The following is a 25,905-nucleotide window of genomic DNA, read 5'->3' as shown; positions in this document are numbered from 1 at the left end:
CTCCCCCTCAGTCAGCGTCGAGGAGGCCTTCGGGCGGATCGAGCACGACCCGGCCCCCCGCGACATCCACCACCGGAACGATGGCGCGGACGAAAGGTACCAAGACCGAGCGTCCGTCATGATCGAGTTCGAGCAATTCCCCGGCGGGCGAGTGGACCACTTCGACGACCTTGCCCACGACCGTCCCGTCGGCCAGTTCGGCACGAAGCCCGGCCACCTCGTGGTCGTAGAACTCGTCCGGGTCGCCGGTGGGCGGCAGCGAGTCGGTGTCCGCCAGCAGCAGGGCACCGCGGAGGGTTTCCGCGACGTCGCGCGTGAGCACTTCCTCGAAACGCACCAGCAGCCGCCCGCTGTGTTCGCGGGCGGCTGCGATGGTGAGTTCTCTCGTGCTGCCGTCGCGCAGCTTCGTCGTGACGACCGCACCGATCGCGAACCGCTGCTGCGGCGAATCCGTGCGCACGTCGACCGCGAGCTCGCCGCGGATGCCGTGCGCCTTCGCGATACGGCCGACTACGACGTCCATACCTGACCGTTTCCGAGAATCTCGGGTCAGCGATCGGTGTCGACGACGTCCACGCGGACGCCTCGGCCGCCGATGCCGCCCATCACGGTGCGCAGAGCGGTCGCGGTGCGCCCGCCCCGGCCGATCACCTTGCCGAGATCGTCGGGGTGGACGTGCACCTCAAGCGTGCGGCCACGACGCGTGGTCAGCAGCTCGACCCGGACCTCGTCCGGGTTGTCGACGATCCCGCGCACCAGGTGCTCGAGGGAGTCGGCGAGGAAGCTCACTCGGACTTCTCGCCCTCAGCGGCTTCCGCCTTCTCGGCCTCGGCCTTCTTCGGGGCCGACTTCTTCTTCGGCGTGGTGGCCTCGGTGGAGGGCTCCTCGCCGGCCGCGGCCAGCGCCGCGTTGAACAGGTCCTGCTTGGACGGCTTCGGCTCGGCCACCTTCAGGGTGCCCTCGGCGCCCGGCAGGCCCTTGAACTTCTGCCAGTCGCCGGTGATCTCGAGGATGCGCTGGACCGGCTCGGTCGGCTGCGCGCCGACGCCCAGCCAGTACTGCGCCCGCTCGGTGTCGACCTCGATGAAGCTCGGCTCTTCCTTCGGGTGGTACTTGCCGATCGTCTCGATGGCCTTGCCGTCCCGGCGGGTCCGCGCGTCGGCGATGATGATGCGGTAGTACGGCGCACGGATCTTGCCGAGGCGCTGCAGCTTGATCTTGACGGCCACGGGTGTGGGTACTCCTCAGTGCTGTGTGGTGCAGGGCGCGCGCCGAACCCGTGGGGACAGGCTTGCGGCGCCCGGAGGTCAGGAGCTTCCACACGGCGAGAGGGTCCGGCGGAAGCGGGCAAGCAAACATTCTGCCAGATGCCCGTCGCCGTGCCCGCACAAGGCCCCGGTTAGACGTGCGTGACCAGCGTCAGAAGGACGCGAGGCCGAGCGCGCCGAGCAGGATCGCGACCGCGGGCAGGAAGTTGTTGACCGCGTGCGCGACGATGCTGCCCGCCAGCCGTCCGGTGGACAGCCGGGCCAGCCCGATCGGGATGGAGATCACCAGCAGCAGCGTGGTGCGCAGCGGTTCCAGGTGGCTGGCCGCGAAGACCGCGGTGGACAGCAGGAACGCGGCGACCCGGCCCCAGCGCTCGCTGCGCCACTGCAGCCGCTCGACCGCACCCCAGAGCAGGCCGCGGTAGATGATCTCCTCGCAGATCGGCCCGAGCAGCCACAGGTAGCCGAACATCACCGCGGCGGCGGGCACGGACATCTTGCGGTCGTCGACCAGCGCGCTGATCGCCGACGTCGCGTCCGCCGAGCCGACCAGCTGGGTCCACACGTAGGCGCTCAGCGAGGTGAGCACGAGGCCGAGCATGCCGAATTTGAGCCCGGTCCAGACGTCCGCCCAGCGCCATTCGAGCCGCAGGTCGAGTTTCGGGCCGTTGCCGCGCACGACGGTGATCAGCACCGCGACGCCCGCGGCGATCATGGTGGGCAGCATCGTGCCGAGCAGCACCGTGCCGATCGGCAGGGGCCGGCCCGGAGCCGTCGGGCCGGCGAGCGCGCCGATGAACGCGGCCGACGCCAGCAGCACCGCCTCGACCAGCAGGAACGCCCCGAATCCCCAGCGATGAGCCGGGAACGCGGTCGGTTCGGCCACGAAGTCCTCCGGGGAGAGCGCACGAGAGAGTGGTTCACGGGGCTGTGATGTGGTCACGCCCGCCTCCCCGTGCTCGCTCTGCTCACCGGTCGAGCCTAGCGGCCGAAATGGTTTCGCACAGTACTCGAGCGGTCACCGGTTTCCGTCAATGTCCGGTGAAGAGAAGGACGGCGGGCGGCAGGTTGTTGGCCGCGTGCGCGAGCACGCTCGCCGAGGTCCGGCCGGAAAACTGCCGCGCCAGCCCGAGGACAAGACCCTGTCCGAACAGCGCGATCGTGCGCGTGGTCTCGCCGTGCAGCAGCGCGAACACCAGCGAGGTGAGCACGAGCACCACCCACGGCGGGATCTTGTAGTGCAGCAGGGCGTTCCACAGCGCACCGCGCAAAAGGAGTTCCTCGGTGAGCGGGACGGCGATCACCAGCACCAGCGCGGTCGCGATCAGCCAGACCGGGCTGCCGCCGGACACGTCGGGCAGGTCGGTGAGCGGGCTGTCGGACACCTCGTCGCCGCCGAAGACCGCTATTTCGGCGGCGTTCAGCACGAAGCCGACGACGAGCGCGAGCAGGCCGCAGGCGAGGCCGATGCGGAGATCGCGGCCGCGGGTGCGAAGTCCGAAGTCGCGTTCGAGGCCAGAGCCGTACCGCAGCGAGGCGATCGCCGGGCCGAGGCCGAGGATCAGGTTCGGCAGGAACGCCAGCAGCAGCAACGGTCCCGCGTACGCCTCGACCGGGTCGTCGTCGCCGACGTGCCGGTTGAAGGCGGCCGCGGTGAGGAGGGTGACGAGGTAGTAGCCGGCTACGCCGAAAAAGAACGCGGCGAATGCCCAATGGGCGCCCAGAATTCGCTTTCCCCCACCGTCTTCGGCCACGGGTTCACGCTATGTGCCTGTGTTGTGGCGCATCGAGGCGGGGTCGTCTCGCGATCGCTGCCGGGAATGCGCCCCAATGTGGCATTGGGTGCGTCTGACGCACCGAACGCCACATTGGGTGCGTTCAGCGCAACCAACGCCGCATTGGGGACGTCTCCCGCACCGAACGCGGTCCGAGGTCGTCAGTGGAAGACGGTGCCGCCCAAGACGATGTGCGTCGGGTGGTGCAGCGCGGCCAGGTCGGCGCGCGGGTCGTCGGCGTAAACGATCAGGTCGGCTGGGGCACCGTGCTCGATGCCGGGGTGGCCCAGCCATTCGCGCGCTTCCCAGGAAGCACTCGCGAGAGCCTGCGTACGCGACATGCCCGCGCGGTGGAGTGCTTCGACCTCGTCGGCGATACGGCCGTGCGCGACCATGCCGCCCGCGTCCGTACCCGCGAAGACGCGTACGCCCGCTTCGACCGCTGAGGACACCATCTCGCCCACCCCGGCGTGCAGTGCGCGCATGTGGGCCGCGTACGTCGGGTACTTGCCTGCCTTGTCCGCGATGCCCGGGAAGTTCTCGATGTTGATGAGCGTGGGCACGAGCGCGACGTCGCGGCGCGCGAGTTCGGCGAGTTGGTCTGGCGACAGTGCGGTGCCGTGCTCGAGACAGTCGATGCCCGCGCCGATCAAGCCCGGCAACGCCGCTTCGCCGAACACGTGCGCTGTGACGCGTGCGCCGAGGTCGTGGGCGATGCGGATGGCTTCGGCCAGCACGTCGTCCGGCCACAGCGGTGCGAGGTCGCCTTGGCCGCGGTCGATCCAGTCGCCTACGAGCTTGACCCAGCCGTCGCCGTCGCGGGCCTGTTCGGCGACGGCTTCGGGCAGCAGGGCCGGGTCGTCCAGCTCGATCGCGAAGCCGGGGATGTACCGCTTCGGCAGCGCCAGGTGGCGTCCGCAGCGGATGATCGTGGGCAGGTCGGCACGGGATTGCAGCGGCCGGACGTCGAGCGGCAGGCCGCAGTCGCGGATCAGCAGGGTGCCCGCGTCGCGGTCGGTCGCGGCCTGGTCCGCCGCCTCCTCCACCGACAGTCCGCCGCGCGGGCCGAGGCCCGGGTGGCAATGCGCGTCGACCAGCCCGGGGACCACGAATCCGCCGGCGGACAGCGTTTCCGCGCCGGGAACCGGCTCGAACGACAGCTTTCCGTCCTGGATCCAGAGGTCACGCGGTTCGCCGTCGGGCAGGACGGTGCCGGAAAGGTGCAGCGGGCTCAATTGTTCTTCGGGTCCTTCGGCAGCTTGAACTTGGACGGGTCGAAGCCGGGCACGTCGTTCATGCCGCCGAGCTGGGACAGGTCCGGCATCCCGCCGGGCATCCCGCCGCCGGGGGGCAGCATCGGCATGCCGCCGGGCATCCCGCCGCGCATCTTCGGCTGCGTGGGGCCCTTCTTGCCCTTCTTCCCCTTCTTGCCCTTGCGGTTCTTGCTCCCGCCGCCTCCGCCGCCGAAGCCGAACCGGCCCGCCATCTGCGCCATCATCTTGCGCGCCTCGAAGAAGCGGTTGACCAGGTCGTTGACCTCGCGGACGGTCACGCCGGAGCCGTTCGCGATGCGCAGCCTGCGCGAGCCGTTGATGATCTTCGGGTCGGCGCGCTCGGCGGGCGTCATGCCGCGGATGATCGCCTGGAGCCGGTCGAGCTGCTTGTCGTCGACCGCGGCGAGCTGGTCTTTCATCTGGCCTGCGCCGGGCAGCATGCCGAGCAGGTTGCCGATCGGGCCCATCTTGCGCACGGCGAGCATCTGCTCGAGGAAGTCCTCCAGCGTGAGCTGCCCGCTGGTGAGCTTCTGCGCGGCCTGTTCGGCCTGCTCCTGGTCGAAGTGCTGTTCGGCCTGCTCGATCAGGGTCAGCACGTCGCCCATGCCCAGGATGCGCGAGGCCATCCGGTCCGGGTGGAACGTGTCGAAGTCTTCGAGCTTTTCGCCGTTGGACGCGAAGAGGATCGGCTGGCCGGTGACCTCGCGGACGGACAGCGCCGCACCACCGCGGGCGTCGCCGTCGAGCTTCGTGAGCACCACGCCGGTGAAGCCGACGCCGTCGCGGAACGCCTCGGCCGTGGTGACCGCGTCCTGACCGATCATGGCGTCGACCACGAACAGGACTTCGTCCGGCTGCACGGCCTCGCGGATGTCCGCGGCCTGCTTCATCAGCTCTTCGTCGACACCCAGCCGGCCCGCGGTGTCGACCACGACGATGTCGTGCTGCGCGTGCTTGGCCTCTTCGATCGCGCGGCGGGCGACGTCGACCGGGTCGCCGACGCCGTTGCCCGGCTCGGGCGCGAACGTGGTGACGCCCGCGCGCTCGCCGACGATCTGCAGCTGGTTGACCGCGTTCGGCCGCTGGAGGTCGCAGGCGACCAGCATCGGCGCGTGGCCCTGCTTCTTCAGCCACATCGCCAGCTTGCCTGCCAGCGTCGTCTTGCCCGCGCCCTGGAGACCGGCGAGCATGATCACCGACGGCGGGTTCTTCGCCAGGTTCAGCCGCCGCGTCTCGCCGCCGAGGATGCCGACGAGCTCCTCGTTGACGATCTTCACGACCTGCTGCGCGGGGTTCAGCGCCTGGGAGACCTCGGCGCCCTTCGCCCGGTCCTTGATCTTCGCGATGAACGCCTTGACCACCGGGAGCGCGACGTCCGCTTCCAGCAGCGCGATGCGGATCTCGCGCGCGGTGGCGTCGATGTCGGCGTCGGACAGCCGGCCCTTGCGCGAGAGCGACTGCAGGGCCGAGGTGAGCCGATCGGAGAGGGTGTCGAACACGGGGGTGCACGCTCCAGCTGGGTCGAAAGTTCGCGTGCCGGGCGGTGCTCGGCACCCCCGGCATCTTCCGAGGGTAGCCGCCCCGGCCGCCCGGCCTTCACGGGTACGGGAAGGGTACTACGCGTGCGCGTATTAATTGACCGCGCGGCAACAGGTCAACCAGGCGAAAACCTCTCGCACTGGCTCGGAAATTAAGTAAACATAGGCGTATGACATCAGCTACTGCCCGGCGTCCGACGCTCGCCGAACCGGCAGGCGACGAGGACGAACAGGTCCCGTTCCGCCGCATCGCGGGCCTGTTCCGGCCGCACCGGCGGGCGCTGGCCGGGCTGTGCGCCCTGCTGGTCGTGCAGGCCGGGCTGGGCGTCACCTCGCCGTTCCTGCTGCGCGAGATGCTGGACGACGCGCTGCCGCACCGCGACGCCCTGCTGGTCAGCCTGCTGGCGGCCGGGATGATCGCCGCCGCGCTCGGGTCCGGCGCGCTGAGCGTGCGGACCACCGGGCTGTCCAACACCATCGGCCAGCGCGTGATGAACGAGCTGCGGGTCGCGGTGTACAGCCATCTGCAGCGGATGTCGCTCGGCTTCTACACCCGGACCAAGACCGGCGAGGTGCTGTCGCGGGTGTTCAACGACATCGGCGGCGTGGACAACGTCGTGACCGGGACCGCCGCGTCGATCGTGCAGAACGGCACCACGGCGCTGGCGATCGCGGTGGCGATCCTGGTCATGGACTGGCAGCTGGCGCTGTTGGCGCTGGTCGTCGTGCCGTTGTTCCTGCTGTTCACGCTGCGCCTCGGCGGCAAGCAGCGGAAGCTCGCCCGCGGCCGGACCCGGCGGATGGCGCGGCTGACCACGATCGTCGAGGAATCGCTGTCGGTCACCGGCGTGCTGCTGGCGAAGACGATGGGCAACGCGAAGCTGATGCGCGACCGGTTCGCCGAGGAATCACGCGAGGTCGCGGCGCTGGAGCGCAGTGCCGCGCTGGCCGGACGGTGGCAGCGCGCGGCGCGGTCGATGAGCCTGACGATCATCCCCGCGCTGGTCTACTGGGCAGCCGGACTGGAACTCGCCGGCGGCGCGGCGCCGATCTCGCTGGGCACTGTCGTCGCGTTCACCAGCATGGTGAACCGGCTGCTCGCTCCGGCGACCGCGATGCAGACGGTTGGCCAGAACGTCTCGTCGGCGAAGGCGCTGTTCGGGCGGATCTTCGAGGTGCTCGATCTGCCGGTGGAGATCGGCGACCGGCCGGGCGCGCGAACGCTGCGTCCGAGCGGCGGAGCGGTTTCGATGCGCGGAGTGTCGTTCCGCTACGCCGACGAGGGGCCGTGGACGTTGCGCGACATCGATCTCGACGTGCCCGCAGGGACGACGACGGCGTTGGTCGGGTCGACGGGTTCGGGCAAGACGACGCTCGCTTACCTGGTGGCGCGGTTGTATGAGGTGACTGAGGGAAAGGTGTGCGTGGATGAGACGGACGTCCGGGATGTCACGCTCGCGTCGCTCGCCGCCGGGGTCGGTCTGGTGTCGCAGGAGACGTATCTGTTCCACGCTTCGGTGCGCGAGAACCTGCGGTTCGCGAAACCGGACGCCACCGACGAGGAGCTGGAGAACGCCGCGAAGGCCGCGCACATCCACGACACGCTGGCCGCGCTGCCGGAGGGGTATGACACCGTCGTCGGGGAACGCGGCTACCGGTTTTCCGGCGGCGAGAAGCAGCGGATGGCGATCGCGCGGATCCTGCTGCGCAATCCGCCGGTGCTGATCCTGGACGAGGCGACGAGTTCGCTGGACAACCGCACGGAACGCGCGGTGCAGGCGGAACTGGACCGGCTCGCCGCGGGCCGCACGACGATCGCGATCGCGCACCGGCTGTCCACAGTGGAGCACGCGGACCAGATCGCGGTGCTGGACGCGGGACGGATCGTCGAGCGGGGGACGCACGCGGAACTGCTCGCTTCCGGCGGCAGGTACGCCGCGCTGGTGCGGGGAGAAACCGCCTAATCTGGCCTTATGCAGACCGAATCCGCCGATGAGCTGGCGACGCTGGCCCGTGCGGTGCGCGAGGGCGTCGGGCGGCTGAACTGGCGGATGCGCTCCGAGGCGGGCTCGCCCGCCCCGGGACCGGCGGTGCTGGCGGTGCTGTCGCGGCTGTACCGGGGCGGCACGCACACGCCGGGCGAGCTGGCCGAGGCCGAGCGGATCCATCCGCAGTCGCTGACGCGGATCCTGGCCTCGCTGGCCGAACGCGAGTGGATCACGCGCACCCCGGATCCGGCGGACGGGCGGCGGTCGCTGATCGAGATCACCCCGGCCGGGCTGCGGGAACTGCGCGGCTACTCGATCGCGCGGGAGAACTGGCTGGCCGCGGCCGTCGAACGGACGCTGAGCCCCACCGAACAGGAACTGCTGCGGCTCGCGGCGGGACTGCTGACGCGGATCGCGGATTCCTGAGGCCGGGGAGTTCCGGGGCGGCCGCTCCCCACGGCCGTCCCCGGAACCGTGGCGGAAGAGCTCACCTCCCCAGGAGGCCTTCCGCCGCGGGCACGCGGAGCGGTTCCCCCTCGACCACCCGGCGTTGGGGAGAAGTCTGCCGTCCGGGACCGGGCGCGCGGCAGCGTGAAGTCCCTCAATCGGGACTGAGTAGGACTACTCAAACGCGGGTGTCGGGTCCCGCGGAGTCGCTCGTGAACTCGAAGAGCGGTTCGGCGTCGGCCAATTCCTCGGCGGAGCAGCTGACCGCGCAGGCGGCGGCTTGGAGGACTTCGGTGAGGACCTCGACCTCGGACGGCGAGACCGTGGCGAGGGCGGGGTTGCGGACGTCCATGCGGCCGGCCAGGCCGGCCAGGGCGTGGGAGAGCGCGTGCTGCCCGGCGACCAGCTGAGTGACCACTTCGGAGAGTTCGCTGAGGGTGGCGGCGGATCCGTCGCCGCGGAGCAGGGCGGAGAGTTCTTCGGCGCAGGTGCGGAGGTGCCCGGCCACGACTGTCGGGGGCAGCGAAAGCTCCGGCAGGTTCTCGTGCCCTCGCACCGCGTTCACCTCGCCCCCTTGCTCGGACCTGCCATCCTGCCACCGGAATCGGGGTTGTCGCCTCCGACACCCCGGATGGGTGAGCCCGGATGGCGCAATCCGGCCGGGTCTGCCTGGCCGTTCGTCCGTGAAGGACTCCTTGAGGGAATCTGATTCCCTCAAGGAGTCCTTCACGGAGCGTCAGGCGACGGCGGCCAGGACGGCGTCGGTGATCGCGGTGCGCCACGCCGGGGTGACGTGGCCGGAGCGCGGCGAGAGGGCGAACGAGTCGACGACGGCGCCGCCCAGCGTCGCGGCTTTCGCCCAGTGGACGTCGGCCTCGGCGCGGCGCAGGGCGCTCGCCACGCGGAAGAGCAGGCCGATCCGGTCGGCGGCGCGCAGTTCCAGCACCACGGCGTCGGGACCGCTCGTTTCGTCGTCGAACCAGCGCACCACCGGCTTGACCACGACCGGCGACGACGTCGCGTAGTCGCGTTCCTTGGCCGCCAGGCGCTGGGTGAGCGGCATCGTCCCGGCGACCGCGCGGGCGAACTGTTCCCGCAGCAGCGCGGGATCCGGCAGCGACCCGAACTTCGGCGACGCGGTGAACACGCCCGCCCGGCCGCCGTGCTCGCGCAGAACCGCCGAGTGGACCTCCAGCGAGTTCAGCGCCAGCACCCCGGCCGCGGGACCGAGCAGTTCACGGTCCGCGGGCACGGCCAGCACCACGGTGACGACCTTGCCGTGCGCGGAGATCCGGATTTGGCCGACACCGGTGCGGGCGGCTTCGACGACTAGCTCGCGCTGGTCGTCGTCCAAGGGCTCCGGCGGGGTGAAACCCTTGCCGTGCACGGCTTCCTCGCAGCCGCTGACCAATTCGGCGAGCAGCCGGTCCTTCCAGTCGGTCCAGACGCCGGGGCCGGTGGCCAGCGAGTCGGCGCGGGTGAGGGCGTGCAGGAGTTCCAGCAGGACGACGTCGCTGTCCAGGGTTTTCACCACACGCGAGATGGTCGCGGGGTCGCCGATGTCGCGTCTGGTCGCGGTGTGCGGGAGCAGCAGGTGGTGGCGGACCATCGCGGAGACCGTCGCGATGTCCGCGGGCGGCAGGCCCAGGCGTTGCGCTACCGAGGCGGAGATCTTCGCGCCCAGCTCGGAGTGGTCGGCCTCGCGGCCCTTGCCGATGTCGTGCAGCAGCGCGCCGATCAGCAGCAGGTCCGGCCGCGACACGGTAGTGGTCAGTTTCGCTGCCTCGACGCACGCCTGGACGAGATGCCGGTCGACGGTCCATTGGTGCACTGGCGACCGCGGCGGCAGATCGCGTACGGCACCCCATTCCGGAAACAGCCGGGACCACAAGCCGGTGCGGTCCAGCGCTTCGACCGCGTCGACCAGCCCCTCGCCCGCGCTCAGCAGTTCGACGAGGGCGTTGCGGGCGTCGTCCGGCCAAGGTTCGCGCAGTTCGGGAGCGGACTCCGCGAGGGTGCGCAAAGTGCCTGGCGAGATGGGCTTTCTGGTTCGCGCGGAGGCGGCTGCGGCGCGAAGCAGCAATGCTGGGTCGCGGGCAGGGAGTGCGTCTCGGGCCAGTGCGACCTCGTCGCCGTGCAGAACGACGCCCTCGGCCAGCGGGCGGCGAACCGGGCGTCGGCCGAAGCGCGGGCGCGGTTGCTCCACAGTGGACCTGAGGGCGACGTCGACGGCGTACGCGATGGTTCGACCCGCACCGGAAAGCTTGCGGGCCAAGGCGAATCGGTCGCCCAGCTCCAGTTCGCGCGCCACGACGTCGGCGTCGGCCGCGCTGAGGATGTCTCGTTCGCGACGTGCTTCGCGGCGCAGTTCGGTACGGACGTCGAGCAGGAGTTGCTTGGCTGCCAACAGTTCTTCGCCCGGTCGGGCGGTGAGCTGTCCGGCCGCGAGGGCTTCCAGCACGCCGAAGTCGCGGAGGCCGCCGCGCCCGTGTTTCAGGTCCGGCTCGGCGGATTGAGCGATCTCGCCGCTGCGCCGCCATCGGGTGTGGACGGATTCAGCCAGCTCCGGCAAGCGTTTGCGGGCGGTGCGCCGCCATTGGTCGCGGGCGGCGGCCGCGAGGCGTTCGGTGAGCGCCGGGTCGCCCGCCAGATGCCGGGCATCGAGCAGGCCGAGCGCGGTACGCAGGTCTTCCGCGGCGACTTTCAGCGCCTCGCCGGGTGTGCGGACCGAATGGTCGAGGCCGACCCGCGCGTCCCACAGCGGGTACCACAGCGCGTCGGCGATCTCCCCGACCTCGCTGTTCCCGTTGTGCAGCAATACTAAATCGAGATCGGAGTACGGCACCAGCTCACGCCGTCCCAACCCCCCTACGGCGACCAGCGCGACACCTGGGTCCGCGGTGTCGACGCCGGCCGCCGTCGCTCCTTTCCCGAGCCAGAACTCGTACAGATCGACCAGGGAGTTCCGCAGTGCGGGCGCTCCGTGCCGTCCTTCGAGCAGCAGTGCGGTGGCTCGGGCGAGTTCGCCCCCGTCGGTCATCGGCTACAGCGCGTCCGTGCCGCGTTCGCCGGTGCGGACCCGGATGACCGTCTCCACCGGCGTCACCCAGACTTTCCCGTCGCCGATCTTTCCGGTGTGCGCGGCGGTGGTGACGGCGTCGAGGACCTTCTCGACCACGATGTCGTCCACCACGACCTCGATCTTCAGCTTGGCCACGAAGTCCACCGAGTACTCGGCCCCCCGGTAGACCTCGGTGTGCCCCTTCTGCCTGCCGTAGCCCTGGACCTCGCTCACCGTCATCCCGAGCACGCCCAGCTGCTCCAGCGAGGAGCGGACGTCGTCGAGCGTGAACGGCTTGACGATCGCGGTGATGAGCTTCATGCCTTGGTCTCCTCGAGTTTCGTGACGGGCTTGGCCGGGAACGTGCTCGAGTGGCCGAGGCCGCCCATGCCGGTGAAGTCGTAGGCGCTCTCCGCGTGCTGGCCCTCGTCGATGCCGCTGACCTCGTGTTCGGCGCTGACGCGGAAGCCGCCCGCCTTCTTGATCGCGAACCCGATGATCAACGTCATGACGAACGAGTAGCCGAGAACGGCGAGCGCGGCAACCACCTGGATGCCCAGCTGCTTGAAGCCGCCGCCGTAGAACAGGCCGTCCGCGCCCGCCGAGTTCACGCTCTTGGTGGCGAAGAAGCCGATCAGCACGGTGCCGACGAGACCGCCGACGAGGTGCACGCCGACGACGTCGAGGGAGTCGTCGAAGCCGAGGCGGAACTTCAGCGAGATGGCCAGCGCGCACAGCACCCCGGCGATCACGCCGATCGCGATCGAGCCGAGCGGGCTCACGAAACCGCAGGCCGGGGTGATCGCGACCAGCCCGGCGACCGCGCCGGAAGCCGCGCCGAGCGTGGTCGGCTTGCCGAACTTCAGCTGTTCCACGAGCAGCCAGCCGAGCACCGCGGCGGCGGTCGCGACGGTGGTGTTGGTGAACGCGACGCCCGCGAGGTCGTTCGCGCCCAGCGCGGACCCGGCGTTGAATCCGTACCAGCCGAACCACAGCAGCGACGCGCCGAGCAGGACGAACGGGACGTTGTGCGGACGGCCGGTGTCCTTCGGCCAGCCCTTGCGCTTGCCGAGCACCAGCGCGAGGGCGAGACCCGCCGCGCCCGCGTTGATGTGCACCGCCGTGCCGCCCGCGAAGTCGAGCGCCTTGAGCTGGTTGGCGATCCAGCCGCCGACCGCGTCCTTGCCGGTGAATCCGTCGAACGAGAACACCCAGTGCGCGACCGGGAAATACACGACGACCACCCAGATCGTCACGAAAAGCGTCCAGCCCCAGAACTTCGCGCGATCCGCGATGGCCCCGGAAATGAGCGCCGGGGTGATGATCGCGAACATCAGCTGGAACATGCAGAACGCGAGCAGCGGCAGCGCGTCCGGCCCCGGCCACGGAACCGCGGGCGGTCCTTCGCTGGCGAGGCCGACGAGCTTGCCGAACGCGTCCGACAAGCCGGCGTAGTCGAAGTTCCCGACCAGACCGCCGAAAGCGTCGTCGCCGAAGGACAGCGAGAACCCGAAGAGCACCCACAGCACCCCGACTATCGCGAGTGCGATGAAGTTCATCATCAACATGTTCAAAACGCTCTTCGCGCGGACCATGCCGCCGTAAAAGAACGCGAGGCCTGGGGTCATGAGCATGACCAGCGCGGCGCTGATCAGCACCCAGGCGGTGTCTCCGGCGTTCAGCACAATCGTCCTCCCGTGCCGTGGGCAACTGCAGAGGAAGTGTTGGCCGCGGGTGTTTCGCCAGGCTTCGATTCACGTTTCCCCCTCGTGAACTCCGGCGTGGTGGTTGTTACGGGGACGTTTCCGCGGACCCGGGGCGAAATGTCCGGTCAGGCAACCTCGTGGTCGAATACCGCCATGTCTTTGCCTGATCGGGTGATCAATGCACTGCGCTGTTCGGTGTGTGCGGAGCCGGTCTCGCTGACCGGCCGGACGCTGCGCTGCGAGCGGCGGCATGCGTTCGACCTGGCCCGGCAGGGTTACGTCAACCTCCTGCACGCGCGCATCCCGGCGGGCACGGCCGACACCGCGCCGATGGTGGACGCGCGCGCCGCGTTCTTGTCTTCCGGGGCGTACGCGCCGCTCGCCGAGGCGGTCGCCTCCGCTGGTTCTGCTCGTGGACTGATCATCGACGCCGGTGCTGGACCGGGCTATTACCTCTCGCGGGTGCTGGACTCCGCTCCGGACGCGGTCGGCCTCGCGCTGGACGTGTCGGCGATCGCGTTGCGGCGGGCCGCGCGGGCACATGAGCGGCTGGGCGCGGCGGTGTGGAACCTGTGGGAACCGTGGCCGGTGGCCGACGAGGCGGCTTCGGTGGTGCTGGACGTGTTCTCGCCGCGGAACGCCGCGGAGTTCCACCGGGTGCTCGAGCCGGGCGGGAAGCTGGTGGTGGCGTCGCCGTTGCCGGGGCATCTCGCGGAACTGGGCGACCTGGTGCTCGCGGTGGACGCGCGGAAGGAAGAACGGCTCGAGGCCGCTTTGGGCGGGCTGTTCGTGCGGGAATCCGGGGTCGAGGTGGTCCGGACGCAGGCGTTCAGTGCGGAGCAGGTGCGGGATGTGGTGGCGATGGGGCCTGCCGGGTTCCATCTGGACCGGTACGGGCGGCGGGAGCGGCTCGAAGCGGCGGCGGGGCGGGACGTGACGCTGGCGGTTTCGGTGAGCACTTGGCGGAAGCGAGACGACGTGCCGTGAACGGAGTACGCCTGGCCGAGCCGAGCGACGTCGAGGCGATCTGCCAGTTCGGCGAAAGACACATCCCGCCGCACTACACCCCGCTGATCGGCGAGGCGGCGGCCCAGCACCAAGTGCGCCAGTGGTGGAACGAATCGCATATCGACGCGGCCGTTACTGACGGGCGGGTTGTCGTCGCCGAAACCGACGGGCGCGTCGTCGGCGTCGGACAGTGCGGGCCGGACCACGTCGTCTACAAGCTCTACCTGGCCCCGGAGCACCGCGGCCACGGGCTGGGCCCACGATTGCTCGACGCCCTGGCCAGCCGCCTGCCGGAAGGCGTCGACCAGCTGCGCATCGAACACTTCGCCGCCAACGAACGGGCCGCGGCGTTCTACGAACGGGAAGGTTTCGCGGTCGAGAGGATCGAGCCGGACCCCACTGGGGATCCGGCGCTCGCGGTGGTCTGGCGCGCCCGCCCGATCACTCTCCGGGAGGAATGGCCGCCACCCCCGGCGCTGGGTTAGCGTGGCGTCCGATGAGCGAACGTACCTGGGGCTTCCGCACCCGCGCCCTGCACGCAGGCGGCACTCCCGACCCCACCACCGGGGCCCGTGCGGTGCCGATCTACCAGACGACCAGCTTCGTGTTCGTGGACGCGGCCGACGCGGCCAATCTGTTCGCGCTGCAGAAGTACGGGAACGTCTACAGCCGGATCGGCAATCCGACCGTCGCGGCGTTCGAGGAGCGCATCGCGAGTCTCGAAGGGGCCATCGGCGGGGTCGCGACGGCCAGCGGGCAGGCGGCGGAGTTCCTGACGTTCGCGGCGCTCGCGGAGGCCGGCGACCACATCGTGTCGGCTGCCGGGCTGTACGGCGGGACCGTCACGCAGCTCACCGGGACGCTCGCGCGGTTCGGCATCGAGACGACGTTCGTGCACGGCGGCACCGAGGACTACGCCAAAGCGGTGACCGACCGCACGAAGCTGATCTACACCGAGGTGATCGGCAACCCGAGCGGCGCGATCGCGGACCTCGCCGGGCTGGCCGATCTCGCGCGTTCGCACGACATCCCGCTCGTGGTCGACGCGACGCTCGCCACGCCGTACCTCTGCCGCCCGATCGAGCACGGCGCGGACATCGTCCTGCACTCGGCCACGAAGTTCCTCGGCGGGCACGGCACGACGCTCGGCGGGGTCGTCGTCGAGGCGGGGACTTTCGACTGGGGCAACGGGAAGTTCCCCCGGATGACCGAGACCGTCGACAGTTACGGCGGGCTCAAGTATTGGGAGAACTTCGGCGAGTACGCGTTCTGCACGCGGCTGCGCGCGGAGCAGTTACGCGACGTTGGCGCGGTGTTGTCGCCGCATTCGGCGTTTTTGCTGCTGCAGGGCGTGGAAACGCTGCCGCAGCGGATGGACGCGCACGTCGTCAACGCGCAGGCGATCGCGGAGTACCTGAACGCGGACCCGCGGGTCGCGTGGGTGTCTTACGCGGGGTTGCCCGATCATCCGGATCACGAGCGGGCCGCGCGGTATCTGCCGCAGGGGCCGGGCGCGGTGTTTTCGTTCGGGGTGAAGGGCGGACGCGCGGCGGGCGAGAAGTTCGTGGAATCGGTGGAACTGTTGTCGCACTTGGCGAATGTCGGCGACGCGCGGACGTTGGTGATCCATCCGGCCTCGACGACGCACGCGCAACTGTCCGAGGACCAGCTCGCCGCTGCGGGCGTGAGCGCGGACTTGATCCGGCTGTCGGTCGGGCTGGAGGACGTCGAGGATCTGCTGTGGGACCTCGACCAGGCCCTCGACAAGGCGGTGAACGCGTGAGCTACGACGTCGGAGCGGTCGAACGGCGGCGTCTTCTCGGGCGCACGAAATCGGTGACGATCGTGGGCGCGTCGGCGAATCCGGCGCGGCCGAGCTACTTCGTGGCGACGTATCTGCTGTCATCGACGCGGTACGAGGTCAACTTCGTGAACCCGCGGCTCAACCTGCTGCTGGGGCGGCCGGTGTACCCGTCGCTGGCGGACGTGCCGGGCGAACTGGATCTGGTGAGCGTGTTCCGCAAGCACGATGACCTCCCCGGGGTGGCCGAGGAGGTCATCGAGGCAGGCGCGCGGACGTTGTGGCTCCAGCTCGGCCTGTGGCACGAACCGGTGGCGGACCGCGCCCGCGAGGCGGGGCTGGACGTGGTGATGAACCGCTGCGTGAAGATCGAACACGCGCGGTTCGCGGGCGGGTTGCATCTGGCTGGGTTCAACACCGGGGTGATCAGTTCGCGGCGGCAGACAGCGCCGTGAACCGGGTGCTGAGCTGAGTACGGTTGGCGGGTGAACGTGAACCGTCCTGAGGTCGAGATGACCCGCTTGGACGACCTCGAGGTCGTGTTCGTCGGCGAGTCCGTCTCGGTGCGCTTCGGCGAACGGCACGCGGCCACCCACCACCTCGACCGGCGGCTGTTCTTCACCGTGCGCGTCCAGGCGCCTGGCCTGGACGCCCGGCTGGAGGGCGTCACCAACTTCGTCACGGGCCGCGGCCTCGCCCGTTTCCTCGAAGGTCTCGACTTCCGCGGCTGGGAAGGCGAGCGACGGTGGGTCAACGCCGACCGCGACCTGATCGTCTCCGCGACCCACCGCTCCGGCGGCCGCGTCGAACTGGCCTGGACGATCCGGCCGTGGCGGCACTCCGTCTGCGGCGAATGGGAAGTCACCGTCACGACCGCGATGGAGGCTGGCGCCGAGAAGGACGACCTGGCCGCCCAGCTGCACGCTTTCCTTACCGCAGAAGGGTTTCCGGTCGAGTACAGCGAGGCCGGCTTCAGCTGACCGTCGCGACCAGGAACTCCTCCCCCGACGTCTCCAGCCCGTCCGGACGACCGGACAGATACCGCTTGTTCAGCTCCGCCGCGCTGACATGCTGGACGTCCTGGAAACCGCACTCCCGCGCGAAATCCAGCATCTCGTCCGGCGCGAAGAAGCTCACGAACGGCGTCCCCGCCGCCTTCGCGCCCTTCATCGCCGCCGCCCGGGCCGCGCGATCGGGTTCGTCCAGGTATTCCTCCGGCATCTGGAACGTCATCGCCACCACGGTGCCCGGCGCGAAACCGGCGAGCGCGCGCAACGTCGCGGCGTTCGCCTCGCGAGTCAGGTACATGCTGACTCCCGTCGACGCCACCACGGCGGGCTTCTCCAGTTCAAAGCCGTTGGCAGCCAAGCGTTCCGGCCACTGTTCGCCGGATTCGAAGTCGACCGGCACGAACCGGTACGGGGCGGGCAGCCCGAGTTCGGCCAGCCGCGCGCGTTTCCACTCCTGCGTGCCCGGCTGGTCGATCTCGAACACCCGCACGCCCAGCTCCGGTTCCCGCTGCGCGAACGTGTCCAGCCCGGCGCCGAGCAGGACGTACTGCGAGACCCCGCGTTCGCGCACCAGATCTTCGGCAAACCGGCTGCGCAACGCGATTCCCGCGCGGAACCGGCGGGTGAAGTCCAGGTCCATGTCCGGCCGGGACCGCCAGTCCGGGCCGGGATCGGCCAACCGGAGACCGACCTCGTCGGCCAGCGCGTGCGGCGGCGGATCGGCGAGCACGTGCAGCGCACGCCACAACGCGACGCGCACCGCGGTGTGGTCCGGCTCGCTCACTTCGGGGCCCGCAGCGTCCAGATCCGGCCGTCCGGGTCCCGCACGGTCATCTCGCGGGTGCCGTAGTGGGTGTCTTCGAACGGGGTGACGACGTCGAGTTCCGCGTCGACCGACTCGTCCGGCACCGCCACCACCACGGCCGTCCTCGGCTCCTGCCCTTCGGGCACCTCGACGACGAACACCGGCGCGCCGTCGCCGTTCGAGAGCTGGCCCGAGTTGTGGTCGGTCTCGAAATCGAGACTGAAACCCACGCGCTGCAGGAACTTCGCGGTTTTGCCCCAGTTGTGCGTCTCCATGACGAACATCGTGATGCCGTCGCTCATGTCAGCCGTCCTCTCGTTGTTCGGGCGGGGTGCCGAGATAAGCCCGCAAGGCCGCGGTGACCAGCGCGGACAGCGACTGCTCGGTTTCGATCGCCCGGTACTTCACCTGCTTGATCAGCTCGACCGGCAGGTAGACGTTGAATTGCTTGACCTCTTCACCGGCCATTCTAGGATGCTAGCAATCTAGCCAACGGCGGACAAGGCCCGCCGTCGGCCGCCATGAGAGGGTGGAGGCATGGCGAAACCCTCCGGGCTGCAGATCAGGAACATCATCGCCGCCGTCCTGATGGCTGCCGCGTTCGTGTTCAACCTGGTGACCGGCGGCCCGTGGTGGGTCACCGCGATCGTCGGCGTCGCGGCTCTGCTGTCGTCCTTCTCCGCCTATCTGAACCGGCCCAGCGCGCGCGGCTGACCCGTCCGGGCAGCCCGGCCCGGACGCTCGGGCAGGAAGCTCTGTCGTTCAACCTTCGTCCGCACGGACGTCGCCTCCGGTTCAGCCGCCGCTGCTCTACTCGGCGCGGCCCGATCGCGGCAGGCGAAGGAGTGTTGGTGGCAGGGAACGGCTTCACCGTCCACACGGACGAGTTGCACAAATTCAGCGAGTACCTGGACAAGACGACCGTGCCGACGGTCAACGACTCCGCGAAAGCGGTGGACGACGCCAACGGCGGCGACATCGACGCGTTCGGCGTCGTGCTCGCGCAGGTGCTCGCGATTCCCGCGCGGATCGCGCTGAAAGCCGTCTCCGACAATCTGCACGGCGTCGCGAAGGACGTGACCGACAGCGCGGACAAGACGCGGCAAGCCAGCGAGCAGTACAGCAAGGGCGACCAGGACCTGGCGAAGGCGTTCGACAAGTTCAAGCCGGAGCAGGTGAAATGAGCGGCGTCGAGCCCATCACGGACAAGAACAGCACCACCGGCGCGGGTGTCGCGGACAGCTGGCACAGCGTCGTCTCGTCGATCCAGGAGATCCAGCACCTGCACGGAGCCGACGCGGCCGCGGTGGGGGTCGAGATCGGCGTGTCGATCGTCGGCGCGATCGCGGACACCGCGGCGTTCGTCCTCGACCCGTTCGGCAAGCTGATCGCGGCCGGGCTCGGCTGGCTGATCGAGCACATCTCGTTCCTCAAAGAGGGCCTCGACAAGCTCGCCGGCGACCCCGCGGCGATCAACAAGATGGCCGAGGAACTGCACAAGACCGCCGAGAACCTGCGCAACGCGGCGAAGGACCTCGACACCACGCTGGAGAAGACGGTCGCCAACTGGCAGGGCGAGGGCGCCGAGGCGTTCAAGAAGAACATCGGCGACCGGCGGGGCCAGATCGACAGCGCCGGGCACGCGGTCGACGTCGCGGGCTACGTGGTCAAGACGACGATGGCCCTGGTCTCCGTGGTGCGCTCGCTGATCCGCGACCTGATCACGACGTTCCTCGGCGACGTCATCGCGACGATGCTGATCGCGCTCGCGATGGCGGCGTTCACGTTCGGCGCGTCGATCGTGGTCGGGGTCGGCAACGTGATCCGGTCGGGGATCTCGCTGGCGCTGACGATGGCGTCCAAGATCGCCCGGGTGGTCGGTCTGGGCGGGCGCACCGCGAGCCGGTTGGCGCAACTGGCGGAGAAGGTGAAGCCCGGCCGCGGCGGCGGGTCGCACGGGGGCGGGAACAACCACGAGATGACCGACCTCGGCGGCAACCACGGCGGCGGGGGTCATGGCAGCGGCGGCGGGGGTGGCGGTCAGGGCGGGCAGGGTGGTCACGGCGGGAACAACACGCCGCATGACGACGCTCCTGGCGGGAACAACCACCACGAAGACACCCCGGGCGGCAACAACCACCATGAGGATCCGCCGGGAAACAACACGAACCACGAGGACAGCCCGGGCGGCAACAACCATCACGAGGATCCGCCGGGCGGGAACAACAATCCGCACGACGACACCCCCGGGCACGACAACACGCCTGGCGGCAACAATCACCACGAAGACGCGCCGGGCGGGAACAACCATCACGAGGACCCGCCGGGCGGCAACAACAGTCCGCACGAGGAACGGCCGAACAACCAGCCGCACGAGGACGATCCGTTCGACACCTGGCTGGCCGCGGACCAGCACTTCAACCCGCCGCCCAACCGTCCGCACGACACCCCGGGCGGCAACACGCCGCACGAAGACGCCCCCGGCGGCGGGGGCAATCACCACGAGAACTCGCCGGGCGGGAGTTCCGGACACGACAACACCCCGGGCGGCAACAACCACCACGAAGACGCGCCCGGCGGCAACAACAACCCGCACGAGGACACTCCCGGCGGGAACAACCATCACGACGACCCGCCCGGCAGCAACACGAACCACGAAGACCACCCCGGCGGGAACAACGCCGATCACGAGAACAACCCGGGCGGCAATCAGCACGAGAACAACCCTGGCGGCGGCAACCACGAGAACGGCGAAGGCAACGGCGGTAGCGGCGGCAACGGGGGCGGCGGGAACAGCGGAAGCGGCGGGTCCGGCCCGCAGTCGCCGTTCAAGCCGTACGAGTTCAGCTGGATGAAGAAGCACGAAAGCTGGCTGAAGAACGTCTGCGACATCCCCGGCATCAAGCAGTACACCGGCGGGAAGAACGTCTGGTCGGAGATCGTCAAGGGGCCGGAGGAGTTCTTCAAGCAGTACCCGAAGGTGTTCACCTTCCTCAAGACCATGTCCGACGCCAAGAGCAGCAAGAACTTCGTCGGCTGGGCCGGCAAGGACGCGGTCAACTTCGACAAGTCGATCACCGACATCCACATGCAGGCCGAGGAAGCCTGGAACGCCTCAGACGAGGAGTGGCGCAAGGAACACCCGGACCCGGCCGCCGCGGAGTAACCGGACCGAAAAGCCGTGAGGGCCGCCTTGAGGGAATCTGATTCCCTCAAGGCGGCCCTCACGGCCTTCAAGACACGGCCACCTGGCGATAAATCGAGCATTTCGGCACTACTTGAGTCCTTTGTGGACTGTCAGCGTGCCGCGTTCACGCGGCTTAAGTTCCTGGCATTGAGTCTGATTCCCTCAGGGTGGCCCTCACGGCGGTTCCCGGGCAAGGGGGCGCAAACAAACTCAGTCGGAGGTCTCCGCGAACCGCGCTGTCATGGCTTCCCGGCCGCGCTTGCTCAGCTCGCCGAACAGCCGCAGCCGGGCGAGGCCGCCGTCGGGATAGATGTCCAGGCGGACCTCGGTCACCTCGGGGCCGTCGTCAGCGAGGGCGAAGCGGTGCCGGGTGTCGGGCTGCAACCTGGTGTGCGGCAACAATTCCACCCATTCGCCCTCGTCGAGGCGGCCGCTCACCGAGGCCCAGCCGGGTGCGTTTCCCTTGAGGTTGCTGGTGTCCAGTTCCACGAACCGGATCAGGCCCGCGCCCGCCAGGGACACCGTCGCCCAGTCGTTGCCGTCGTCGCGGCGGCGGGCGGTTTCCCAACCCTCCGCTTGGTGCGCGGCGAGGCCTGGCGACAGCATGTTGTTCGGCGACGAATAGAACATGTCGCTGCATCCGGTGACAACCGCGCCGTTTTCCAACGCTGCCAGGTCCAGCGATCGCGGGTCGAGCAGCGAAGGGTCGGGCACCGGCGAACCGTGTACCCGCAGTCGTGCGACACCGCCGTCGGGGTGTTGGGTGAGGCGTACGTGGGTGTAGCGACGCGGGGACGTCACTTTGTAGTAGTTCTCCGAGTCCCCGACTGCCGGTTCGTGGTCGACCAGGACGTCCCAGTCGGCGTCCTGCAACTCCGCCGCGCTCGGGTAGCCGGGCACGGATGTCGCCGCCACGGAGACGAACGGCGGGTAGTTGCCCTTGAAGAACGCCGTGTCCACCACCACGCCGGAAACGACGCCGCCGAGGCCGAGGCGGACCAGCGCGTGGTCGTCGCCGGGTTCGCGGTGCCGCCGGGTCTCCCAGCCGTCGTACACCTGGCCCTTCGGGCCGAACGTTTCGGCGCGGTGCGCCGGCCGCCACGGGTTGACCAGGTTTTCCTTTTCGGCGAACAGTTCGTCGCTCGCCCACATCACGGTGCCCCCGAACAGGCGCGAGGCCAGATCGGGCTGGGTAGTCCACTCCGGACGGTCGGACACGTGCTCCTCCATCTCTTCAGCAATTGCCCCGGGTCAGCAGAGTCCCCCTCGGTTCGCCGCCGGTCACCGGCTCGCCGCGCAGCCACGTGCCGCGCACGACGCCGGCCAGCGGACGCTGGTCGTACGCGCTCACCGGGTTGCGGTGGGCGAGCTTCGCGACGTCCACGACGAAGGCCTCGTCCGGCGCGAAGACGCAGAAATCGGCGTCGCCGCCCACTTCCAGTTTGCCCTTGCGGGTCATCCCCACCTGTGCGGCCGGACGCTCGGCCATCCAGCGCACCACATCGACGAGACCGAAGCCGCGCTGACGGGCCTGCGTCCAGATCGCGGGCAGACCGAGCTGCAGGCTGGAGATCCCGCCCCAGGCCAGACCGAAATCGCCGGTGTCAAAGCGTTTCAGCTCCGGCGTGCACGGCGAATGGTCGCTGACGATTGTGTCGATCACGCCGTCGGCCAAACCCTGCCACAGCAATTCCCGGTTCGCCGCCTCGCGGATCGGCGGGCAGCACTTGAATTGCGTCGCGCCGTCCCGGATTTCCTCCGCGACGAACGACAGATAGTGCGGGCAGGTTTCCACCGACAGCTCGACGCCCTCGCGGCGGGCGCTGGCGATCAGCGGCAAAGCGTCCGAAGAGGACAGATGCAGGATGTGCGCGCGAGCACCGGTGCGCCGGGCGGCTTCGATCACGTGCGTGATGGCCAGGTTTTCCGCGCCGCGCGGGCGGGAACCGAGGAAGTCGTGGTACTTCTCGCCGTGCGGATCGGGAGCGGCGTCGATCGCGTCGGAATCCTCCGCGTGCACGATCATCTGCGCGTCGAACGACTTCAGCTCGCGCAGCGCGGATTCCAGACCGGCCGCGTCCAACGGCGGGAACTCGTCGACGCCGGAGTGCAGCAGGAAGCACTTGAAACCGAAGACACCCTCGTCGTGCAGCCCGCGCAAATCGCCTTCGTTGCCCGGAATCGCGCCGCCCCAGAATCCGACGTCCACGTGGACGCGGCCGCTCGCCGCCTTGCGCTTGACCTCCAGCGCGGCCACGTCGACCGTCGGCGGCAGGCTGTTCAGCGGCATGTCCACGATCGTCGTGACGCCACCGGCGGCGGCCGCGCGCGTGGCGGTCTCGAAGCCTTCCCACTCGGCGCGGCCAGGGTCGTTGACGTGCACGTGGGTGTCCACGAGACCGGGCAGCAGCACCTCGTCTTCAGCCAGTTCGACGACCCGCGTGCCCGGCATCTCGACAACGCCGGGTTCCACAGCGACAATCCGGCCGTCCTGCACGCCGATCGTCGCCGGCCCGAGACCGGCGGGGGTCACCGCACGTGCGGCCCGCACCACGAGGTCCATCGACGGCCTCCTCCAGTTCCACGTTACGGAAAGAGTCTTTCGCTCACCGAGATTAGACACGTCCTTCCCGGCTCGTCAACGCCGTCCTTCCCACGTTACGGTCACCGGGTGGAGTTGGAAGCCGAGTTCACCAGCGAGCCGTTCCGCGGCGAGGGCGCACCGCCGGAGCACGCTGTCCGCGCCCGCGACGCCGCCGACGCGGCCGGGCTCGACACCGACTTCGGGCCGCTCGGCACCCTGGCCCGCGGGACCGCCGACGAACTGTTCGCCGCCCTGCCGTCGATCGCCCGCGCCGCCCTCGAAGGCGGGGCCACCCGGGTGACGCTGCAGCTGCGCCGGACCGACGATTCCGACACCGTTCCCGCGGTCGAACTCAACAGCGCGCTGTCGCGATTGATCTCCGACGTGGAACGCGAACTCGGCTCGAAACTCCGCGATCTCGACCGCCCGGAAAAGCAGCGCGCGGTGCGCCTGCTGCGCGAGCGAGGGGCCTTCAACCTGCGGAAATCGGTTTCGGCCGTCGCCGAGGAACTGGGCGTCACGCGGTTCACGGTCTACAACTACCTCAACCGGGAAGCCGACTGAAAGAGCCGCGAGCCGCAATTCAACAAAGTGTTGACGCACGCTCGGCCCGGCCGTACGGTCAGCGGAACACCACCTCCCCTTCAGGAGATTCCGTTGCCGCTCGCACTCGCCGAGTTCAACTCCGCGCCCGCCGCCGAACTCCGGCCGACGCTCACCGCCTGCCTGGCCGTGCCGCGCTGGGTCGACACGGTGCTCGGAGGCCGCCCGTACGCCGATTTCGCCGCGCTGAGCAAGAGCGCGGACAGCGCGACCCCGTTGCACCGCAACGAGATCCGCGACGCGATCGCCGCGCACCCGAGGATCGGGGAACGGCCGACCAGCAAGGGCAGCGACGCCGACTGGTCCCGTTCGGAGCAGTCCGGAGTGGACAACGCGGACGAATTCGCCGCCGCCAACGCCGAGTACGAAGAACGCTTCGGCCACGTCTTCCTGGTGTGCGCGAGCGGGCGCAGCGGCGAGGAACTGCTCGCGAACCTGCGCTCCCGGCTCGGCAACGACCCGGAAACCGAACTCGACGTCGCCGGAGCGGAGCTGGCCAAGATCGCGCAACTGCGCCTGGCGAAAGCGGTAACGGCATGAGCGCCGCTTGCAAGCGAATCATGGATATTCGTGCCGTCGCCTCCCAGGCAGACAGCGTGGAACCCGTCAAGGAGGCGACGGCATGAGTCTTGTGACCACGCACGTCCTCGACACCGCGACCGGCAAGCCCGCCGCCGGGATCGCCGTGCGTTTCGAGGGCCAGGACGGCTCGCTGATCGCCGAGGGCGCGACCGACGACGACGGCCGCATCCGCGACCTCGGCCCGGACACGCTCGACCCCGGGGTGTACCGGCTGATCTTCGACACCGGGAGCTACCTCGGCCCGGAGGCGTTCTTCCCCGACGTCACGATCGCTTTCCGAATCGTCGACGGCACGTCGCACCACCATGTGCCGGTGCTGCTGAGCCCGTTCGCCTATTCCACCTATCGCGGGAGCTGACATGGGAATCTCGTTGGGCCCCAACCAGTACGGCAAGGCGGAGGTCCGCCTCGTCACCGTCCGGCGCGCCGGCGGCGTGCACCATCTGCGCGACCTCACGGTGTCCTCGGCCCTGCGCGGCGACCTGTCGGCCACGCACCTCACCGGCGACAACTCCGCCGTGCTGGCCACCGACACGCAGAAGAACACGGTGTACGCGTTCGCCAAGCAGCAGGACGTCGGCGAGATCGAGGACTTCGCGCTGCGGCTCGGCCAGCACTTCGTCGGCACCCAGGAAAAGATCACCGGCGCGCGGATTTCCGTCGAAGAGCAGGAATGGGACCGCATCACCGTCGACGGCGCGCCGCACGACCACTCGTTCAGCCGTTCCGGCGGCGAACGCCGGACCACGACCGTCACCGTGTACGCCGACCGCGCCTGGGTGGTGTCCGGAGTGGACGGTCTGGTGGTGCTCAAGTCCACCGGGTCCGAATTCCACGGCTACCCGAAGGACGAGTACACCACGCTCGTCGAAACCGACGACCGCATTCTCGCCACCGCCGTGACCGCGCGCTGGCGCTACGAGGGATTCACCGGGATCGACTGGGCCAAGAGCCATCGGGAGATCCGGCGGACGCTCCTGGAGACGTTCGCCACCAAGCACAGTCTTTCGCTGCAGCAGACCCTGTACGCGATGGGCGAAGCCGTGCTGCAGGCACGGCCGGAAGTAGCCGAGATCCGGTTCTCTCTGCCCAACAAGCACCATTTCCTCGTCGATCTAAGCCCCTTCGGCCTCGAGAACCACAACGAGGTGTTCTACGCCGCGGACCGACCGTACGGCCTCATCGAAGGCACAGTAGTCCGCGACGAAGCCGAAGAGCCCGGCCCGGCCTGGACCGACGCCGTGCTCTAGCCCCGAGTCCCCTCCGGG

At 69.4% G+C, this 25,905-nt stretch carries 30 protein-coding genes; 14 read left to right on the top strand and 16 right to left on the bottom strand.

Annotated features, from left to right (window positions below; translation table 11 throughout):
- Positions 1–7 precede the first annotated feature (7 nt).
- The 7 genes from rimM to ffh all read right to left on the bottom strand — a co-directional run bounded on the left by rimM (position 8) and on the right by ffh (position 5,816).
- The gene (rimM, locus tag H4281_RS37775; protein WP_182895646.1) at positions 8–523 is read right to left on the bottom strand and encodes a ribosome maturation factor RimM; all 516 of its coding nucleotides are present in this window, start codon (positions 521–523) and stop codon (positions 8–10) included.
- Between the two features lie 26 nt (positions 524–549).
- A complete protein-coding gene (locus H4281_RS37770) occupies positions 550–789 on the bottom strand; it encodes an RNA-binding protein (protein ID WP_003103110.1) in 240 nt (79 codons plus the stop codon).
- The gene (rpsP, locus tag H4281_RS37765) at positions 786–1,229 is read right to left on the bottom strand and encodes a 30S ribosomal protein S16 (RefSeq protein WP_116205654.1); all 444 of its coding nucleotides are present in this window, start codon (positions 1,227–1,229) and stop codon (positions 786–788) included. The genes H4281_RS37770 and rpsP overlap by 4 nt, the downstream gene beginning before the upstream one ends.
- A gap of 190 nt (positions 1,230–1,419) precedes the next feature.
- Entirely contained in the window at positions 1,420–2,211 is a 792-nt protein-coding gene (locus H4281_RS37760) for a CPBP family intramembrane glutamic endopeptidase (RefSeq protein ID WP_182895645.1), read from the bottom strand.
- Positions 2,212–2,299: 88 nt separating this feature from the next.
- Entirely contained in the window at positions 2,300–3,022 is a 723-nt protein-coding gene (locus H4281_RS37755) for a CPBP family intramembrane glutamic endopeptidase (protein ID WP_182895644.1), read from the bottom strand.
- A 182-nt stretch (positions 3,023–3,204) separates the two neighbouring features.
- Positions 3,205–4,278, bottom strand: coding sequence for an amidohydrolase family protein (locus H4281_RS37750; RefSeq protein ID WP_182895643.1), 1,074 nt, complete (start codon positions 4,276–4,278; stop codon positions 3,205–3,207).
- Positions 4,275–5,816: a signal recognition particle protein gene (gene ffh / locus H4281_RS37745; RefSeq protein ID WP_182895642.1), complete on the bottom strand. Its 1,542-nt coding sequence runs from the start codon at positions 5,814–5,816 to the stop codon at positions 4,275–4,277. Before ffh ends, H4281_RS37750 begins: the two co-directional genes overlap by 4 nt.
- 209 nt (positions 5,817–6,025) lie before the next feature.
- Between ffh and H4281_RS37740 the strand changes: the two genes are divergently transcribed.
- Positions 6,026–7,819, top strand: a complete 1,794-nt coding sequence (locus H4281_RS37740; RefSeq protein WP_182895641.1) for an ABC transporter ATP-binding protein — start codon at positions 6,026–6,028, stop codon at positions 7,817–7,819.
- Between the two features lie 9 nt (positions 7,820–7,828).
- A complete protein-coding gene (locus H4281_RS37735) occupies positions 7,829–8,269 on the top strand; it encodes a MarR family winged helix-turn-helix transcriptional regulator (RefSeq protein WP_182895640.1) in 441 nt (146 codons plus the stop codon).
- A gap of 199 nt (positions 8,270–8,468) precedes the next feature.
- On the opposite strand, the gene H4281_RS37730 is transcribed toward H4281_RS37735, so the two are convergent.
- The 4 genes from H4281_RS37730 to H4281_RS37715 all read right to left on the bottom strand — a co-directional run bounded on the left by H4281_RS37730 (position 8,469) and on the right by H4281_RS37715 (position 13,036).
- Positions 8,469–8,855, bottom strand: coding sequence for a hypothetical protein (locus H4281_RS37730; RefSeq protein WP_182895639.1), 387 nt, complete (start codon positions 8,853–8,855; stop codon positions 8,469–8,471).
- Positions 8,856–9,026: 171 nt separating this feature from the next.
- On the bottom strand, positions 9,027–11,330 hold the full coding sequence (locus H4281_RS37725; RefSeq protein ID WP_182895638.1) for a [protein-PII] uridylyltransferase: 2,304 nt from the start codon (positions 11,328–11,330) through the stop codon (positions 9,027–9,029).
- 3 nt (positions 11,331–11,333) lie between these two features.
- A complete protein-coding gene (locus H4281_RS37720) occupies positions 11,334–11,672 on the bottom strand; it encodes a P-II family nitrogen regulator (protein ID WP_182895637.1) in 339 nt (112 codons plus the stop codon).
- Entirely contained in the window at positions 11,669–13,036 is a 1,368-nt protein-coding gene (locus H4281_RS37715) for an ammonium transporter (protein WP_182895636.1), read from the bottom strand. Before H4281_RS37715 ends, H4281_RS37720 begins: the two co-directional genes overlap by 4 nt.
- A 174-nt stretch (positions 13,037–13,210) precedes the next feature.
- Here H4281_RS37715 and H4281_RS37710 point away from each other — a divergent pair, with 174 nt between their 5' ends.
- From H4281_RS37710 to H4281_RS37690, 5 genes are read left to right on the top strand one after another with little or no spacing between them, the layout of a single operon-like run.
- The gene (locus H4281_RS37710; protein WP_182895635.1) at positions 13,211–14,044 is read left to right on the top strand and encodes a putative RNA methyltransferase; all 834 of its coding nucleotides are present in this window, start codon (positions 13,211–13,213) and stop codon (positions 14,042–14,044) included.
- Positions 14,041–14,550 (top strand): GNAT family N-acetyltransferase, encoded by a 510-nt coding sequence (locus H4281_RS37705; RefSeq protein ID WP_182895634.1) that lies wholly within the window; start codon positions 14,041–14,043, stop codon positions 14,548–14,550. Before H4281_RS37710 ends, H4281_RS37705 begins: the two co-directional genes overlap by 4 nt.
- 11 nt (positions 14,551–14,561) lie before the next feature.
- Positions 14,562–15,848, top strand: coding sequence for an O-acetylhomoserine aminocarboxypropyltransferase/cysteine synthase family protein (locus tag H4281_RS37700; RefSeq protein WP_182895633.1), 1,287 nt, complete (start codon positions 14,562–14,564; stop codon positions 15,846–15,848).
- Complete coding sequence (locus tag H4281_RS37695) at positions 15,845–16,321, top strand: CoA-binding protein (RefSeq protein WP_182895632.1); 477 nt, start codon at positions 15,845–15,847, stop codon at positions 16,319–16,321. The genes H4281_RS37700 and H4281_RS37695 overlap by 4 nt, the downstream gene beginning before the upstream one ends.
- Before the next feature lie 30 nt (positions 16,322–16,351).
- A complete protein-coding gene (locus H4281_RS37690; RefSeq protein ID WP_182895631.1) occupies positions 16,352–16,846 on the top strand; it encodes a DUF6228 family protein in 495 nt (164 codons plus the stop codon).
- Here the strand turns inward: H4281_RS37690 and H4281_RS37685 are convergent.
- From H4281_RS37685 to H4281_RS37675, 3 genes are read right to left on the bottom strand one after another with little or no spacing between them, the layout of a single operon-like run.
- The gene (locus H4281_RS37685; RefSeq protein ID WP_312872253.1) at positions 16,839–17,660 is read right to left on the bottom strand and encodes a class I SAM-dependent methyltransferase; all 822 of its coding nucleotides are present in this window, start codon (positions 17,658–17,660) and stop codon (positions 16,839–16,841) included. The two genes, H4281_RS37690 and H4281_RS37685, sit on opposite strands and share 8 nt — an antisense overlap.
- A complete protein-coding gene (locus tag H4281_RS37680) occupies positions 17,657–17,983 on the bottom strand; it encodes a VOC family protein (protein WP_182895630.1) in 327 nt (108 codons plus the stop codon). The genes H4281_RS37685 and H4281_RS37680 overlap by 4 nt, the downstream gene beginning before the upstream one ends.
- 1 nt (position 17,984) lies before the next feature.
- Positions 17,985–18,149 carry a ribbon-helix-helix protein, CopG family gene (locus tag H4281_RS37675; protein ID WP_009074407.1) on the bottom strand — a complete coding sequence of 55 codons (165 nt, stop codon included), beginning with the start codon at positions 18,147–18,149 and terminating at the stop codon, positions 17,985–17,987.
- Positions 18,150–18,218: 69 nt separating this feature from the next.
- Between H4281_RS37675 and H4281_RS37670 the strand changes: the two genes are divergently transcribed.
- The 3 genes from H4281_RS37670 (at position 18,219) to H4281_RS37660 (ending at position 20,847) form a co-directional block, all read left to right on the top strand.
- Positions 18,219–18,395: a hypothetical protein gene (locus tag H4281_RS37670; RefSeq protein WP_167441866.1), complete on the top strand. Its 177-nt coding sequence runs from the start codon at positions 18,219–18,221 to the stop codon at positions 18,393–18,395.
- 137 nt (positions 18,396–18,532) lie between these two features.
- Entirely contained in the window at positions 18,533–18,865 is a 333-nt protein-coding gene (locus H4281_RS37665; protein WP_182895629.1) for a type VII secretion target, read from the top strand.
- Entirely contained in the window at positions 18,862–20,847 is a 1,986-nt protein-coding gene (locus H4281_RS37660) for a hypothetical protein (RefSeq protein WP_182895628.1), read from the top strand. Before H4281_RS37665 ends, H4281_RS37660 begins: the two co-directional genes overlap by 4 nt.
- Before the next feature lie 231 nt (positions 20,848–21,078).
- Here the strand turns inward: H4281_RS37660 and alc are convergent, their stop codons facing one another.
- Positions 21,079–22,098, bottom strand: coding sequence for an allantoicase (gene alc / locus H4281_RS37655; RefSeq protein WP_182895627.1), 1,020 nt, complete (start codon positions 22,096–22,098; stop codon positions 21,079–21,081).
- Between the two features lie 4 nt (positions 22,099–22,102).
- Positions 22,103–23,431 carry an allantoinase AllB gene (allB, locus tag H4281_RS37650; RefSeq protein WP_182895626.1) on the bottom strand — a complete coding sequence of 443 codons (1,329 nt, stop codon included), beginning with the start codon at positions 23,429–23,431 and terminating at the stop codon, positions 22,103–22,105.
- 108 nt (positions 23,432–23,539) lie between these two features.
- Between allB and H4281_RS37645 the strand changes: the two genes are divergently transcribed.
- The 4 genes from H4281_RS37645 (at position 23,540) to pucL (ending at position 25,887) form a co-directional block, all read left to right on the top strand.
- The gene (locus tag H4281_RS37645) at positions 23,540–24,016 is read left to right on the top strand and encodes a helix-turn-helix domain-containing protein (protein ID WP_043833120.1); all 477 of its coding nucleotides are present in this window, start codon (positions 23,540–23,542) and stop codon (positions 24,014–24,016) included.
- A gap of 93 nt (positions 24,017–24,109) precedes the next feature.
- Complete coding sequence (gene uraD / locus H4281_RS37640) at positions 24,110–24,595, top strand: 2-oxo-4-hydroxy-4-carboxy-5-ureidoimidazoline decarboxylase (protein WP_182895625.1); 486 nt, start codon at positions 24,110–24,112, stop codon at positions 24,593–24,595.
- Between the two features lie 82 nt (positions 24,596–24,677).
- A complete protein-coding gene (gene uraH, locus H4281_RS37635) occupies positions 24,678–24,995 on the top strand; it encodes a hydroxyisourate hydrolase (protein WP_182895624.1) in 318 nt (105 codons plus the stop codon).
- A gap of 1 nt (position 24,996) precedes the next feature.
- Complete coding sequence (pucL, locus tag H4281_RS37630; protein ID WP_182895623.1) at positions 24,997–25,887, top strand: factor-independent urate hydroxylase; 891 nt, start codon at positions 24,997–24,999, stop codon at positions 25,885–25,887.
- Positions 25,888–25,905: the final 18 nt, after the last annotated feature.

Origin of the sequence: Amycolatopsis dendrobii (genome assembly GCF_014145675.1) — a bacterium.
GTDB classification, from domain to species: Bacteria; Actinomycetota; Actinomycetes; order Mycobacteriales; family Pseudonocardiaceae; genus Amycolatopsis; species Amycolatopsis dendrobii.
This window is presented reverse-complemented; position numbering and strand designations above follow the sequence as displayed.

Bases quoted from the DNA above. Each gene is read 5' to 3' on its own strand.
- H4281_RS37675 (WP_009074407.1), bottom strand. From the start codon at position 18,149: ATGGCCGGTGAAGAGGTCAAGCAATTCAACGTCTACCTGCCGGTCGAG.
- alc (WP_182895627.1), bottom strand. From the start codon at position 22,098: ATGGAGGAGCACGTGTCCGACCGTCCGGAGTGGACTACCCAGCCCGAT.
- H4281_RS37710 (WP_182895635.1), top strand. From the start codon at position 13,211: ATGTCTTTGCCTGATCGGGTGATCAATGCACTGCGCTGTTCGGTGTGT.
- rimM (WP_182895646.1), bottom strand. From the start codon at position 523: ATGGACGTCGTAGTCGGCCGTATCGCGAAGGCGCACGGCATCCGCGGC.
- H4281_RS37720 (WP_182895637.1), bottom strand. From the start codon at position 11,672: ATGAAGCTCATCACCGCGATCGTCAAGCCGTTCACGCTCGACGACGTC.
- H4281_RS37680 (WP_182895630.1), bottom strand. From the start codon at position 17,983: ATGAGCGACGGCATCACGATGTTCGTCATGGAGACGCACAACTGGGGC.
- H4281_RS37660 (WP_182895628.1), top strand. From the start codon at position 18,862: ATGAGCGGCGTCGAGCCCATCACGGACAAGAACAGCACCACCGGCGCG.
- H4281_RS37740 (WP_182895641.1), top strand. From the start codon at position 6,026: ATGACATCAGCTACTGCCCGGCGTCCGACGCTCGCCGAACCGGCAGGC.
- H4281_RS37735 (WP_182895640.1), top strand. From the start codon at position 7,829: ATGCAGACCGAATCCGCCGATGAGCTGGCGACGCTGGCCCGTGCGGTG.
- uraH (WP_182895624.1), top strand. From the start codon at position 24,678: ATGAGTCTTGTGACCACGCACGTCCTCGACACCGCGACCGGCAAGCCC.
- H4281_RS37725 (WP_182895638.1), bottom strand. From the start codon at position 11,330: ATGACCGACGGGGGCGAACTCGCCCGAGCCACCGCACTGCTGCTCGAA.
- allB (WP_182895626.1), bottom strand. From the start codon at position 23,431: ATGGACCTCGTGGTGCGGGCCGCACGTGCGGTGACCCCCGCCGGTCTC.
- pucL (WP_182895623.1), top strand. From the start codon at position 24,997: ATGGGAATCTCGTTGGGCCCCAACCAGTACGGCAAGGCGGAGGTCCGC.
- H4281_RS37670 (WP_167441866.1), top strand. From the start codon at position 18,219: ATGGCGAAACCCTCCGGGCTGCAGATCAGGAACATCATCGCCGCCGTC.
- H4281_RS37700 (WP_182895633.1), top strand. From the start codon at position 14,562: ATGAGCGAACGTACCTGGGGCTTCCGCACCCGCGCCCTGCACGCAGGC.